Source organism: Fructilactobacillus sanfranciscensis, assembly GCF_029023685.1.
Taxonomy (GTDB): Bacteria; Bacillota; Bacilli; order Lactobacillales; family Lactobacillaceae; genus Fructilactobacillus; species Fructilactobacillus sanfranciscensis.
Window position 1 is genome coordinate 1,172,290 of sequence record NZ_CP118925.1, and the last position, 11,938, is coordinate 1,184,227.

The 11,938-nt window shown below is 34.4% G+C and carries 18 protein-coding genes and 2 pseudogenes; 5 read left to right on the forward strand and 15 right to left on the reverse strand.

Annotation, left to right across the window (positions count from 1 at the left end; genetic code table 11):
* Nucleotides 1-23: 23 nt before the first annotated feature.
* Together PY770_RS06125 and PY770_RS06130 are read right to left on the reverse strand one after the other, a co-directional pair.
* Nucleotides 24-653, reverse strand: a complete 630-nt coding sequence (locus PY770_RS06125; protein ID WP_275045861.1) for a DNA-3-methyladenine glycosylase — start codon at nt 651-653, stop codon at nt 24-26.
* Between the two features lie 15 nt (nt 654-668).
* Nucleotides 669-1,115, reverse strand: a complete 447-nt coding sequence (locus tag PY770_RS06130; RefSeq protein WP_275045862.1) for a universal stress protein — start codon at nt 1,113-1,115, stop codon at nt 669-671.
* A gap of 239 nt (nt 1,116-1,354) precedes the next feature.
* Between PY770_RS06130 and PY770_RS06135 the strand changes: the two genes are divergently transcribed.
* Complete coding sequence (locus PY770_RS06135; protein WP_081462423.1) at nt 1,355-1,522, forward strand: SHOCT domain-containing protein; 168 nt, start codon at nt 1,355-1,357, stop codon at nt 1,520-1,522.
* Between the two features lie 75 nt (nt 1,523-1,597).
* Here the strand turns inward: PY770_RS06135 and PY770_RS06140 are convergent.
* The 7 genes and pseudogenes from PY770_RS06140 to PY770_RS06165 all read right to left on the reverse strand — a co-directional run.
* Nucleotides 1,598-2,014: pseudogene (locus PY770_RS06140) on the reverse strand (ATP-binding cassette domain-containing protein); the annotation flags it as partial.
* A gap of 55 nt (nt 2,015-2,069) precedes the next feature.
* A pseudogene (locus tag PY770_RS06145) lies at nt 2,070-2,633 on the reverse strand (IS3 family transposase); the annotation flags it as partial.
* 12 nt (nt 2,634-2,645) lie between these two features.
* Complete coding sequence (locus PY770_RS07175) at nt 2,646-2,924, reverse strand: IS3 family transposase (RefSeq protein ID WP_395392099.1); 279 nt, start codon at nt 2,922-2,924, stop codon at nt 2,646-2,648.
* A complete protein-coding gene (locus PY770_RS06150) occupies nt 2,924-3,073 on the reverse strand; it encodes a hypothetical protein (RefSeq protein WP_202813172.1) in 150 nt (49 codons plus the stop codon). The genes PY770_RS07175 and PY770_RS06150 overlap by 1 nt, the downstream gene beginning before the upstream one ends.
* Before the next feature lie 164 nt (nt 3,074-3,237).
* Complete coding sequence (locus PY770_RS06155; protein WP_163602287.1) at nt 3,238-4,869, reverse strand: BCCT family transporter; 1,632 nt, start codon at nt 4,867-4,869, stop codon at nt 3,238-3,240.
* Between the two features lie 133 nt (nt 4,870-5,002).
* The gene (locus PY770_RS06160; RefSeq protein WP_041817936.1) at nt 5,003-5,572 is read right to left on the reverse strand and encodes a sugar O-acetyltransferase; all 570 of its coding nucleotides are present in this window, start codon (nt 5,570-5,572) and stop codon (nt 5,003-5,005) included.
* Nucleotides 5,573-5,582: 10 nt separating this feature from the next.
* On the reverse strand, nt 5,583-6,272 hold the full coding sequence (locus tag PY770_RS06165; protein ID WP_275045863.1) for a ribonuclease H family protein: 690 nt from the start codon (nt 6,270-6,272) through the stop codon (nt 5,583-5,585).
* A 118-nt stretch (nt 6,273-6,390) separates the two neighbouring features.
* Between PY770_RS06165 and PY770_RS06170 the strand changes: the two genes are divergently transcribed.
* The gene (locus PY770_RS06170) at nt 6,391-6,831 is read left to right on the forward strand and encodes a hypothetical protein (RefSeq protein ID WP_103423281.1); all 441 of its coding nucleotides are present in this window, start codon (nt 6,391-6,393) and stop codon (nt 6,829-6,831) included.
* A gap of 73 nt (nt 6,832-6,904) precedes the next feature.
* On the opposite strand, the gene PY770_RS06175 is transcribed toward PY770_RS06170, so the two are convergent.
* The gene (locus tag PY770_RS06175) at nt 6,905-7,027 is read right to left on the reverse strand and encodes a hypothetical protein (RefSeq protein WP_014082415.1); all 123 of its coding nucleotides are present in this window, start codon (nt 7,025-7,027) and stop codon (nt 6,905-6,907) included.
* Nucleotides 7,028-7,144: 117 nt separating this feature from the next.
* Between PY770_RS06175 and thiD the strand changes: the two genes are divergently transcribed.
* Complete coding sequence (gene thiD, locus PY770_RS06180) at nt 7,145-7,942, forward strand: bifunctional hydroxymethylpyrimidine kinase/phosphomethylpyrimidine kinase (RefSeq protein WP_275045864.1); 798 nt, start codon at nt 7,145-7,147, stop codon at nt 7,940-7,942.
* A gap of 65 nt (nt 7,943-8,007) precedes the next feature.
* Here thiD and PY770_RS06185 read toward each other — a convergent pair whose 3' ends face one another.
* Both PY770_RS06185 and PY770_RS06190 read right to left on the reverse strand, forming a co-directional pair.
* On the reverse strand, nt 8,008-8,184 hold the full coding sequence (locus tag PY770_RS06185) for a hypothetical protein (protein WP_014082417.1): 177 nt from the start codon (nt 8,182-8,184) through the stop codon (nt 8,008-8,010).
* A gap of 1 nt (nt 8,185) precedes the next feature.
* Nucleotides 8,186-8,872 carry an NAD(P)H-dependent oxidoreductase gene (locus tag PY770_RS06190; RefSeq protein WP_225361235.1) on the reverse strand — a complete coding sequence of 229 codons (687 nt, stop codon included), beginning with the start codon at nt 8,870-8,872 and terminating at the stop codon, nt 8,186-8,188.
* A gap of 230 nt (nt 8,873-9,102) precedes the next feature.
* On the opposite strand from PY770_RS06190, the gene PY770_RS06195 reads away from it, so the two are divergent.
* Nucleotides 9,103-9,306, forward strand: coding sequence for a cold-shock protein (locus PY770_RS06195; RefSeq protein WP_041817938.1), 204 nt, complete (start codon nt 9,103-9,105; stop codon nt 9,304-9,306).
* A gap of 240 nt (nt 9,307-9,546) precedes the next feature.
* Nucleotides 9,547-9,750: a cold-shock protein gene (locus tag PY770_RS06200; RefSeq protein WP_041817938.1), complete on the forward strand. Its 204-nt coding sequence runs from the start codon at nt 9,547-9,549 to the stop codon at nt 9,748-9,750.
* A gap of 110 nt (nt 9,751-9,860) precedes the next feature.
* On the opposite strand, the gene PY770_RS06205 is transcribed toward PY770_RS06200, so the two are convergent.
* From PY770_RS06205 to fabI, 3 genes are read right to left on the reverse strand one after another with little or no spacing between them, the layout of a single operon-like run.
* Nucleotides 9,861-10,400, reverse strand: a complete 540-nt coding sequence (locus PY770_RS06205; protein ID WP_014082420.1) for a TetR/AcrR family transcriptional regulator — start codon at nt 10,398-10,400, stop codon at nt 9,861-9,863.
* 15 nt (nt 10,401-10,415) lie between these two features.
* A complete protein-coding gene (locus PY770_RS06210; protein WP_275045865.1) occupies nt 10,416-11,168 on the reverse strand; it encodes a biotin--[acetyl-CoA-carboxylase] ligase in 753 nt (250 codons plus the stop codon).
* A gap of 2 nt (nt 11,169-11,170) precedes the next feature.
* Nucleotides 11,171-11,932: an enoyl-ACP reductase FabI gene (gene fabI / locus PY770_RS06215; RefSeq protein ID WP_056958459.1), complete on the reverse strand. Its 762-nt coding sequence runs from the start codon at nt 11,930-11,932 to the stop codon at nt 11,171-11,173.
* Nucleotides 11,933-11,938: the final 6 nt, after the last annotated feature.

Genomic DNA, 11,938 nt, shown 5'->3' on the forward strand with positions numbered 1-11,938 from the left:
TTTTAAAAATTCACTTCTATTTTTTATTTCCAACCATATGTTGTTAAATTCATGTCTCGTTTAGTAACTTTTGAAACATAAGGATTACCTGCCACAATGAATCGATATGGCTTTTCGCTCCATGAGCCTTGCGTACTGACCCCAATTCGACCGGTTGATATGATTTTTTCAGAGGTTTTACTGTGGGCGAGATCAATATCAAGTTTCGTGTCGCCAAACTCCAAAAGATTCATTTGCTTGTCAGTAATGTCCAACGCTTCCATTAACTTTCCAGGACCATTGGTCAAATCGAAACCGTGCTTAGCTCGATTTTGTTCCATCAATTCAATTCCTTGAACTGGTTGAATCCCACGAATTAAAATTCCTTCTGGAATATCTTTTGCTTGAGTAGCAATATCCAAACATAAGCGACTATGAATTGAGTAAATATAAACTGTGCCAGGAACACCATATAAAGGTTCATTAGATGGTGTTCTTTTGCCAGCAAAAGCATGGGCAGTTGTATCTTTCACACCAAGGTAAGCCTCAGTTTCTGTGATATACCCACTCATGACACCAGCAGCAGAATGATAAACTAATAATTTTCCCAATAATTTTTTGGCAATTTCGTCAGTTGTCCCATCACTAAAAAACTTTCTTAGTTGTTCTGTCACAATAATTACCTCTTATTAACGAACTACGATTACTGAAATTTTAGCACGTTTAGCTAATTTAATACTAATGCTGTAGAAATGATGTTCTCCATATTTATCAGCCCCACAAACTAGTAAATCTGGTTTGAAATCAGGAATAATATCATCAAGAATTTGATAGTCAATATCTCCACCTTCACTTGCGATGGCAGAAACGTTTTCGATTCCAAAGTCTTTAGCAGCATCAACGTATTTAAAAATTACTGCATTTAAAGCAGCACGCTTCTCGTCTAATTTCTTCGGTGTTAAAGAATCGTAGATGTTAATATCATCACCCTCTAATACCGAACAGATTCCGAGTTCAGCGCCGAATTCTTTCGCTTGGGTAACGGCGTAGCTCAATGCTTTTTCGTTTGCTTGAGGATCATCTGCATCAATGGTTAATAAGATCCGTTTGAAAATAAGTGGTTCTACTTTTGTCATAATTTTCACCTCCAGTGACTATCAATATAATATCATAAGAATTTGTTAAAACCATTACTTTTTTATGAAAAATAAAAAATGAATGATTCATTAGTAAAAAACTTAAGACTATTGAATAGTAGTAACCCTAAGCTAGATATTTTTTAATAGGTCTAGCTTTTAGAGCTTTATTAACCAAATAATATCAGCTATGCTAAACATACAAGCTGATTGACGATTATAAATAAAGGAGACCAATAATGATTACTATTTCAATAATTATAATTTTAGTATTTTTGTATCTCAAACACCGTAATAATAAAAAGAACTCAGCAACTGAATTAATAAACCTTAAAAAGTTGCTGGATAAGGGCGTTATTACGCAAGAAGAGTTTGATAAAAAGAAGAAGGATATTTTAGGCCTATAATTGCCTAAAACCATAAGAAAAAGAACCTTTGATAATCAGTAAGCCAGTTGGTGATTATCAAGGGTGCTTTTATTTTTATTTATTTTTTGACAAATCAGTAATTTTTATAACTTCATCGCCCCATTCAAAAACCAATGGGTCATGACTAGCAACGAGCATAATTGTATCTTGATCAACCATGGTTTTTAAGACATTTTTCAAGATATCTAAAGCAGTCGTTTCATCTAAGGCAGCAATTGGTTCATCAACTAAAATCACCTTAGGCTTTTTAATCATTAATCTAGCAATGGCCACCCGTTGTTGTTCACCACCAGATAATTCATAAACTTTTCTTTTCAAGTATGGCTTATCTAGTTTTACGGCTGCTAGTGCACTAAGCATTACTTTTTGTTGAGCAGGATTTTCCATTTTCTTCGCTGCAAATCCAAATTTTAAATTTTCAGCAACCGTCTCTTCATCAAGTAATGCATAGTTTTGAAATAAATAACCTAAATCATTTTTATAATATGATGTGAACCCATAAAGTTGGACACATTATTTAGTTTTTCTAGGAGACAAGTTTTCGATATTGAATCGGAGACTTGCCTCCTAGTTTTGTTTTAATACGAAAATTATTGTAATAATAAATCCAATTCCTAACGGAATTTATTAATTCTTCTTTCGTACTAAAATTGTTTCCTATTTCAATTTTTAAAAGGTGAAAAAATGATTCAATAACCGCATTATCTAAACAGGTTGCTTTACGCGACATGCTTTGGGTAATGTGGTTTTTCTTTAGAAATTTATTTAATCGCTTATTTTGATAATGAACTCCTTGATCTGAATGGAAGAATCTTTTGAAGTTTGTCTTAGGTAGCTTCAAAATAGCTTCTTTAATTGGTGAAAAGACGGAATTGAAATCAGGATGGTTACTAATACTATATGAAATTATCTCTCCAGAAAATAAATCTAGCACTGGATTTAAATATATACGTTCATTTATACTTTGTTTTCCATACCTTAACTCTGTAGTATCTGATACTAACTTTTGAAATGGAATTGGTGTATTGAATCGACGATTCAATCTATTTTTAAATCTTTTACCAACATTACCCTTATAAGAACTATATTTTCTTTTCTTTTTTCAAAAAGCCGACGATAAAAGATTATATTTTTTCATAATACGAAGAACACGTTTGTGATTAACCTTATATCCATCATTATTGAGAGCCATCGTAACTCTTCTATAACCATAGTTAGGATTGATTTCTTTAATACTATTTATTAACCTAATTATATTTTTATCTTTGTCTATTGATTGCGACGAAGTCGCATAGTAATAGTTACTTCTAGGTAATTTAACAGCTTTTAAAATGAAGCTAAGACTGACTTTGAATTTACGCCTTAGATCATCAATTACCATTACTTTTTCTTTGCTTGTTTTTGATCTAAGGCTTTCAGTTTTTTTAAATATTCATTTTGAATTCTAAGCATTAAGTTTTCTTCTTTAAGCTGCTTAAGTTCATCATCTTTTGATAATTTAGTTTGTTTTGTTACTTTATTTTTATTCATTTTTGGATTACCTCGTTTTCTTGATAATCCGATTATACCTAATTCATCAAACTGGCGCTGCCAAAAATAAATAAAGAAAAAATCATTATTTTTTATATATAAAAAGGTAACCTAATTAATTAAAAATCCAGTTACCTTTTATAAAACAAATCTATTAAATTATTTTAATCATCATCATCAATATTACGATTTAAACGAGCAGCCATCCTTTTCGCCCGAATTCGTTGCATCTTTTCTTTCTTCTTCTCGATCCGCATGTCGTCCATTCCTTTAGCTTTAAGGACGATTCCTTCATCATTTTTCACCATGTGATAAATGGAAACTAAGATCATGATACAGACAAACATCAAAGGGAAACCTGAGATTGCACAGAAGGTTTCAACGGTATTGAAACCACCAACTACCACAATTCCAAAGGAGAATAGCACAAAAATAATTACCCATGTCATTCGGTTGAATTGACTGGGCTCTTGGTTATCCTTCAACTTCAAACTAGTAAATGAAGAAACAATGTAAGCTGAAGACGAAATGGTCGTTGCCAAGAAAATGAAAGAAGAAATACAATAAACAATAAATACTATTGATCTAAAAGGCAAACTTGATAAGACGGCCGTAATTACAGCTTCTTGCCCCTTGGTATTTAAAATATGCACTAAATTAATGGCACCAGTTTTTTGTAACCAAAGTGAATAGCCACCTAAAATGGCGTAAAAACTCAAACACCCAGCTGAACCATAACCCAACATTCCTAAAAGAATTTGCCGAATGGTTCTTCCTTTGGAAATTCTGGCAATGAATAGTCCCATCACGGGCAAGTATGCTAACCACCAACCCCAGTAAAAGATAACTTCTGAGTTAGCGATATCAGGTGTTCCGTTTGGTACTGTATTAGTACTTAAAGAAACAAAGTTACTGGTTAACAATCCTAAACTGTTAGTTTCAGAACTCAAAATATAAATCGTGGGTCCAACTAAAAGGACAAAGGCCAAGAAGATAATGGCCGTCCAAATATGTATATCACTTAATTTATCAATCCCACCATTAAGTCCATGCCAAACGGTCCAAGCAAAGATCACAAATAAAATTCCAAAAAGTCCAATTTTAAGCGTCATATTATCTGGTAACCCAGTTAAACTACTTAAAACATTAGAAATGATTGGAATTTCCATTCCAACTGACGAACCGACTCCACCCATGATTCCAAAAACAACTAAGAAATCAACGAGTTGCCGTAAGGCGTATTTCCACTTTTCGTCACCTTGAATGAACGTGATTGACTTGCTGAGGCGTTGCACATGACCCTTTTTTACGAATAATATATAACCAATTGCAATGGCTGCCGGAGCGTACATCATCCAAGCCATTGGACCCCAGTCAAATTGACCTAGCATATGTGCGTAGTTATAGGCGTTTTGTGAAAATGGTTTAATTCCAAAAGGTGGCGAAGAAACATATCGAATCGGGTCAACAATACTCAACATCAAAATACTAGCATCAATGGCAGTAGCAAAAACCATGCTTCCCCATTGTAAGTTACTGTATTGTGGCGTGGAATGCGGATCACCTAGTCGAATAGCTCCATATTTACTAAAGAGCAACCACATGAAGAAAATAAAGTTCACAATGTAAATCATCATGTAGGCCCAGCCCATTTGCTTAGTAATCCAAGCTAATGCAACTGTCAGAAAACCTTGAAGGCTTGAGCCCCCCATAATCAAAATTGCCGAAACGACCGAAAAAATCAGAATCGTCGGAATAAAGACATATTTATCAATATTAAAGTGTTTAAAAATAATAAAAAATCCTCCTCAGATTAATATAAAAAAATTCTAACAAAAAGCACTGTCAAAATGGAACGAAAATCGAACCATTTATACAGTGTGTACAAATGCCAAAGCTTAAGCTTCCTTTGAATTATACCACTTATCCTTATTTATCAAATTGACCGTTATCAATCGTCTTAATTACTCGAGCAGGATTTCCAGCGATACAAACATTATCGCCAAAAGATTTGGTAACAACCGCACCTGCACCAACAACCACATTATCACCTAAAGTAACTCCAGGAAGAATGGTAACTCCACCACCGAACCAGGCGTTGTCACCAATTTTAATTGGGGCTCCTAATTCAACATCCGCCACCCGTTCTTTGGCAGTCAACGGATGAATATTGGTATAAAGTCCACAATTAGGTCCAATGTAACAATTTTTCCCAAAGGTAATTGGGCAAGAATCCATTAAAGTTAGGCGATAATTACCAAAGAAATTATTACCAATATGAATGTTCCAGCCATAATCAAATTGTAAATCAGTTTCTACAAAGAATTCGTCACCAGTATCAGCAAACAATCCCTTAATCATGGCATTTCTTTCTTCATTATCGGGTGTATTATTGATTTTTTGAAGCATTTTACGTACCAAAATCCGTCGTTTAATTAACTCGTGATCAAATTGATTAAAATCTTCTCCCGCTGTCATTTTTTCTCGTTCTGTGGTCATAAAAATCCTCCTACATTTTATCCATCGTTTGATTTAATAGTTCATCAACAAAGACATTTCCCTGATTAGTCGCGTGCCCTTTAGTCCAAGCATATTGAATTTTAGGGAATTTATCCAATAATTGGTCTAGTTGTTGCCAAAGTCCAGCATTTTTTAATTCGCCAGCACTTCGTTTCCAGCCCCGTTTTTTCCAACCCTTAATCCAACCTTTTTGAATCGCATTCAAAACGTAACGAGAATCAGAAACAATTCCTACTGACTTATTATTAAATTGATTTTCCCATAACCACTGTAAAGCTTGAACCAAGGCCGTAATTTCCATTTTATTATTAGTAACGCCAAATTCTCCGGCCGAGTCAGAATGTTGTTTGCCGTGGTAATCAATTAGATATGCCCACGCAGCAGGGTCAGTAGCTTTAACGTGCCCACCAGCGACATTTCCATGGTTCCGCGAACCACCATCAGTAAAAACCACAATTTCTGGTCTTACTTTACTAGTTGATGGGACCGCATTTGCAGTGGACTGCTTCTTTTCAGAATCTTTTCCATTCATAAAAGCCTGTGCCTCAGCTTCCGTTTTAAAACTTTTATACTTAGCATTGGGATATCCATCAACTTGTGCTCTAGCCGTATCCCAACTATTGTAAATTCCGGGTTGTTTTCCCACACGTACTGCATAAAATTTCTTTACATTCGCCATGGTCATTCTTTCCCCTTTTAATTTTATTAAAAAATGCTTATTAATACTGTTTAATCCTTTGCTTTCCGCCCGTTTTATGTAAAAATAGTAATAATAAAATAAAATAGGAGGAAACGAGATGCCTGATATTAACATCAAACTAATCACTGCTGATCAAGCTATGAAAATGCTACGCGATCGGCATGCGAAACGAAATGAACGTTTCCCAGAATTAATTACACCTGGTAGTTATATTTTACCAGACTATTATTTAACTCGAAAAAGAGAAGCGTTTAAGATTCGTCGTCATACCTTCTTAAAGAAAAAATCACGTTCTTACGTAGCATTTGACTCAGAAAATGGGCAAACACTTTGGTTACGTAATTTCAATAGTTTATCTGAAGCAATGTTTTGGCTCAATACTGGCTTAAAACCTGCTGATAGTGATTCAAACAATTCATTTGCTAAGTGGAAAGAAAATCACGCTGATGAAATTAATACCTTAAAAGACCAATTAAGAGCGCTATCTAAACCTAAGAAGAAAGATATTACTAAAGCAACAAAGGCAAAAGCAAAATAACTAAAATAAGAGCCCATCTGATTGATGAGCCCTTATTTTTTTGCAAGAAAAAAGCCGCCATAGCGACTTTCAATTATTTAGCAGGTGTTTTCTTTAAGAATTGTTGTAATTCTGCAACTCTTTTTTGTTCTTTTTTACGGCCTTTTTGGTCGATTGGACGACGTCCTTGAACACCATTTGGATGACAAATTCTCATGACGAAACGCTCCTTTACTTTTTCTTGTTTTACTTACAATTAACAGCTCCTTGTATTATAATACATCCAACCCTATAAAATCAAATATATTTCAAATTCAAAGGCAGGTAGCTAAATATGATTAATGATTATCCTCAAGTTGTAACCATTGCTGGAAGCGATAGCGATGGTAGTGCCGGAATGCAAGCAGATTTACTAACCTTTTTTGCTAAGAAAGTCTACGGTGCTACGGTTATTACCGCTTGTGTGGCTGGTAACTCATTTGGAATTCATGCAGGCGTTAATATGGAGCCTGATTTTATTGCTCAGGAATTTAAAGATTTAGCGGATGATTTCAAGATTCGGGCCGCTAAAACTGGAATGTTAGCAGATAGTGAAATTATTAATTCTGTGGCAGATAACTACGAAAAATATGATTTTGGACCTTTAGTTGTTGATCCCGTAATTATTACCAAACACGGAAACATGCTATTGGAACAAGAGGCTTACGATGCCTTAGTGAAACGGTTACTTCCAATGGCAGATGTCTTAACTCCTAACTTCTTTGAAGCCGTTAAATTAACTGGTTTAGATGATCAAGATCCTGATTTTCAAGCCAAGGCCGCTCATAAGTTACAAGAACTTGGTGCTAAAAACATCATGGTTAAAGGACGTCATGATAGCGACGACCAAGCCGAAGTGACTGATTACGTTTTACTTGAGGATGGCTCAACGTTCACATTGACTGGACCTTATTTCAATACTACTCACAAAAATGGAACTGGTGACACATTGTCAGCTGCCATTACCGCTGAACTTGGTTTAGGCAAGTCAGTTGAGGAAGCAATTCGTTCAGGTAAAAAATATGTTGATGCTTGTATCAAAAATGGTATCGATGTTGGTCATAAGTTTGGAGCAATTAATCACTGGGCATAAAAATCTTAAATAATAAAAGGGTAATGGCTTAATTTAAAAGTCATTACCCTTTTTCATTTTCAAAATTACCATTTATTAGGACTCCAGATCCGCCCATCTAGCTCCATTTCAGCTTGCTCAATTCGTTTCGCCTGTTCTTTCGCAATATCTTTAGTTGCTTCTAAAAGAGCTTGATTAGCAAATGTCGTAGTCTGTGCCTCAAGTTCATCAATTTGTTGTAACAGCCAATCTAAATTTTCCACATTAACCCTCCTCAGCTTGTCGAATCATTTTAATTTGATCCTTTAAATCGTTTAAATCAATTTTATTTTGTTCTAGTTGGTCAATAACTAACTGTAATTGAGCTTGATTATTAGAATTCATCATCTTTTTCAATTGTTTAATTATCCAGTCTTGACGCACACTAAAACTAAAAGAAAAAGCAGCCGTTAAATATTGTTGATAATCAATTAAAAGTTTCGTTTGTTGATCAGGTGTCATGTAGTCAAATTGATCAACCACTAAGGGTGTCATAAATATCATACCTGCTCGATGAGCCAAAGCACGATATGGAACTAAAATTTCAGAAATACTAAAACCTTCTGTGGCGCCCGCCTGAAAATCTTTAGCGGGATAACCAAGCGTCGTCACAATTCCTAATTCTTTTCCTTTTAAAATTCCTTTTTCATTAGCAAACGTAAAAGCTCGCGTTAATACTTCATCTTCCCATTTTTTTAAAGTCGCTGGGGCACTATACCAGTACATGGGAAATTGAAAAATAATGCGATCATGTTCAATTAATAACTGTTGCTCAGCTGCAACGTTAAATTCAGTCTGTTCTGGTAAATAATGCCAAGTAATCTCTTCTAATCCTTCTGTTGCCCGTTTCAAAAATCCTTGTGTTCCAGAGTCGTGATAATCCGGATGAGCTACAATCACTAAAGTTTTCATTTTGTCCCCAATCATTGCTTGTTTTCTTTTTCTTCTATTATAAGGGTTTTGAATTTTTAAAACATTTATAATAGAGTCTAATTATTGACAAAATCTGTGGGCATGTTATTATGTAATAGATGTATGTAACGTTTCGAGTTTCTAAGGTTTCTTGTTTTATTTTATGATGAGATAACTTCCTTATTGGATTCAAACATTCAGCATTAATAATTATATGGAGGTATTATACTATGAAGCAAGGTACTGTTAAATGGTTCAACGCTGATAAAGGTTACGGTTTCATCACCACAGATGATGGTGACGTATTCGTTCACTTCTCAGCAATTAACAAAGACGGATTCAAGACTCTTGATGAAGGCGAAAAAGTTACTTTAGACGTCGAAGATGGCGATCGTGGCCCACAAGCTGCTAACGTTACTCCCGTTGAAGGTTAATAACTTTTAAAAAAGCATCTCAATTTATTGAGGTGTTTTTTTATACCTTTTTTTAATGACACTAAATAAACGAATAATTTATTATGTCTAATTGTTGACAAAACCTGTAGATGTGTTATTCTATAGTAGATGTATGTAACGTTTCGAGTTTCTAAGGTTTCTTGTTTTATTTTATGATGAGATAACTTCCTTATTAGATTCAAACATTCAACATTAATAATTATATGGAGGTATTATATTATGAAGCAAGGTACTGTTAAATGGTTCAACGCTGATAAAGGTTACGGTTTCATCACCACAGATGATGGTGACGTATTCGTTCACTTCTCAGCAATTAACAAAGACGGATTCAAGACTCTTGATGAAGGCGAAAAAGTTACTTTAGACGTCGAAGATGGCGATCGTGGCCCACAAGCTGCTAACGTTACTCCCGTTGAAGGTTAATAACTTTTAAAAAAACATCTCAATTTATTGAGGTGTTTTTTTTATACCATTTTTTATTGAAATTTAAAAAGAACCACCAGAAATAATAATCTGGCGGTTCTTTTTTCGTTCTAATTGGTCTTAAAGTGCATGTATTTCGAAGCAAAAATCACTAGTTCATCAACAGGTTGTTTCATTCCATCTCTCGTCCAGGTAATAATCACTTCCGTTAAGCCACCTGAAATCATGGCAACTAACATTTTGGATGATTTTTCTCGTGTTACCAAGATTTGATTATCAACCAATGTTTTAATATAACCTCTTAAAGCATTCAACAAAAAGTTAGATAAGTCATTTTTTACGATGGCTTCCATCATTAACTGATTTTCTTTAATTGTAGTAAAGAAAGTAGTTGCTACATCATAAAAAGTAAAACGATTTTGAATTACTAACTGTTTAATGAAAGTTGAATAAACCATTTCAAACTGACCAAAAATTACATCTTCTTTAGTATGAAAATTACGATAAAAAGTCATCCGAGAAACTTCTGCTTTTTCACAAATTTCTTTTACAGTAATATCTGCATATGGCTTTTCCATCATCATTTCAAACAATCCAAAAATGATTTGCTGTTTGGTGTTAAATTTTTTATTTTCAACTTCTTTGCTCATGTCAAATCCCTATCATTATTTTATTCGTAAATGTTGTGATTCTTCAATCGTTAATAAGTACTCTTGTTTCTTTTCATCAACTAACCTTAACTGAAAATCATCACTAATTCCAGTAATCTTACCCACGATTTTATTATCATTTACTAAAATTGAAACTAATTGGTTTTTCCAAATCAAATACTTTTGATATTCTCTGATAATAATTTTGGAGTCAGGTTGACACACCATTTTAATCACTAAATCATAAATTTTGGCAATCAGCTCATTTTTTAAATTATCATCGTTAACTAAACTAACGGCTCCAACTTGCTTTAATTGTTCATTGCTCATTAAATTTAACCCAATTCCAATGACAAAATTCTGAATTTGATTATAACTATCACTTTTAGTTTCGACTAAGATGCCACCGCACTTCTTTTGGCGGTAATAGACATCATTAACCCATTTAAGCCGTGTCTCAACGTCTAAGACATCTTTGATTGCCTGTCGCACACAAACACCAACTCCCAAGGTTAACATTCCTGGTTGCTTAATAAACTCTGTCTTAGCAGGTACAATGATAGTTTCATAAATTCCCGTAGCCGGTGATGCAAAAGCATGCCCATGTTGTCCTTTTCCAGCCGTCTGCGATTCTGCCATAACTAAATTATGCCCAGACCAAGCATTGGCCTGAGCATAATTCATGGTCGAATCAATTTTGTCAAAAACCACTAGTTTAGTTAATGGTTGCTGAATCAAATCTAATAATTTATTCTCACTTATTTTCATGTTTATCTATTGAATAAATGAACACCTTTATCAACATAGATGACATCACCAGTAATTCCAGTGGCAAATTCACTCATTAAAAAGGCGGCCGTATTTCCAATTTCTTGTTTTGAAACACTCTTACCATCAGTTGTAAGTGATTCTGAAGTTTTAAGTAACTCGTTGTGACCCTTTACTCCTGTAACTGCAAGTGTTCGAACTGCTCCAGCAGAAAGTGCATTAACCGTAATTCCTTGTTGACCTAGTTCAGCTGCTAAATAACGCATGGCTGATTCAAGGGAAGCTTTAGCAATTCCCATCATGTTGTAATTAGGGATTGCATAAGTTGATCCCATGTAAGTTAAGGTAAGGATACTACCTTGTTCGTTCATAATTTTTGCAGCTTCACGGCTAACAGAAATAAATGAGTAAGCACTAACATCTTCAGCTAAGTTAAAACCAGCTTTTTTTGTATTAATTACTCCATTTTGGAGAGTTTCTCGATCGGCATAGGCAATCGCATGAATTACTCCATCAATCTTACCCACTTGTTCATGAATTTCTTTGAAAGCTTTTTCCACATTACTGTCTTCAGCAACGTCACATTCAACCATCAAAGTATCTTCACTAACAAAGCGATCAAGACTTTTTTTCATTCGATCATTTTGGTAAGTCAAAACTACTTGACCACCAAGGGCTTCGATTGCTTGAGCACATCCCCAGGCAATACTTTTTTTGTTAGCAACACCCATTACGACAATTTTTTTACCTTTTAATAAATCCATTTTAGT

Excerpts from the sequence above, each read along its gene's own strand:
- PY770_RS06130 (WP_275045862.1), bottom strand. The coding sequence starts at position 1,115 with ATGACAAAAGTAGAACCACTTATTTTCAAACGGATCTTATTAACCATT.
- PY770_RS06135 (WP_081462423.1), top strand. The coding sequence starts at position 1,355 with ATGATTACTATTTCAATAATTATAATTTTAGTATTTTTGTATCTCAAA.
- PY770_RS07175 (WP_395392099.1), bottom strand. The coding sequence starts at position 2,924 with ATGGTAATTGATGATCTAAGGCGTAAATTCAAAGTCAGTCTTAGCTTC.
- PY770_RS06150 (WP_202813172.1), bottom strand. The coding sequence starts at position 3,073 with ATGAATAAAAATAAAGTAACAAAACAAACTAAATTATCAAAAGATGAT.
- PY770_RS06160 (WP_041817936.1), bottom strand. The coding sequence starts at position 5,572 with ATGACCACAGAACGAGAAAAAATGACAGCGGGAGAAGATTTTAATCAA.
- PY770_RS06165 (WP_275045863.1), bottom strand. The coding sequence starts at position 6,272 with ATGGCGAATGTAAAGAAATTTTATGCAGTACGTGTGGGAAAACAACCC.
- PY770_RS06170 (WP_103423281.1), top strand. The coding sequence starts at position 6,391 with ATGCCTGATATTAACATCAAACTAATCACTGCTGATCAAGCTATGAAA.
- PY770_RS06175 (WP_014082415.1), bottom strand. The coding sequence starts at position 7,027 with ATGAGAATTTGTCATCCAAATGGTGTTCAAGGACGTCGTCCAATCGAC.
- thiD (WP_275045864.1), top strand. The coding sequence starts at position 7,145 with ATGATTAATGATTATCCTCAAGTTGTAACCATTGCTGGAAGCGATAGC.
- PY770_RS06190 (WP_225361235.1), bottom strand. The coding sequence starts at position 8,872 with ATGAAAACTTTAGTGATTGTAGCTCATCCGGATTATCACGACTCTGGA.
- PY770_RS06195 (WP_041817938.1), top strand. The coding sequence starts at position 9,103 with ATGAAGCAAGGTACTGTTAAATGGTTCAACGCTGATAAAGGTTACGGT.
- PY770_RS06200 (WP_041817938.1), top strand. The coding sequence starts at position 9,547 with ATGAAGCAAGGTACTGTTAAATGGTTCAACGCTGATAAAGGTTACGGT.
- PY770_RS06205 (WP_014082420.1), bottom strand. The coding sequence starts at position 10,400 with ATGAGCAAAGAAGTTGAAAATAAAAAATTTAACACCAAACAGCAAATC.
- PY770_RS06210 (WP_275045865.1), bottom strand. The coding sequence starts at position 11,168 with ATGAAAATAAGTGAGAATAAATTATTAGATTTGATTCAGCAACCATTA.
- fabI (WP_056958459.1), bottom strand. The coding sequence starts at position 11,932 with ATGGATTTATTAAAAGGTAAAAAAATTGTCGTAATGGGTGTTGCTAAC.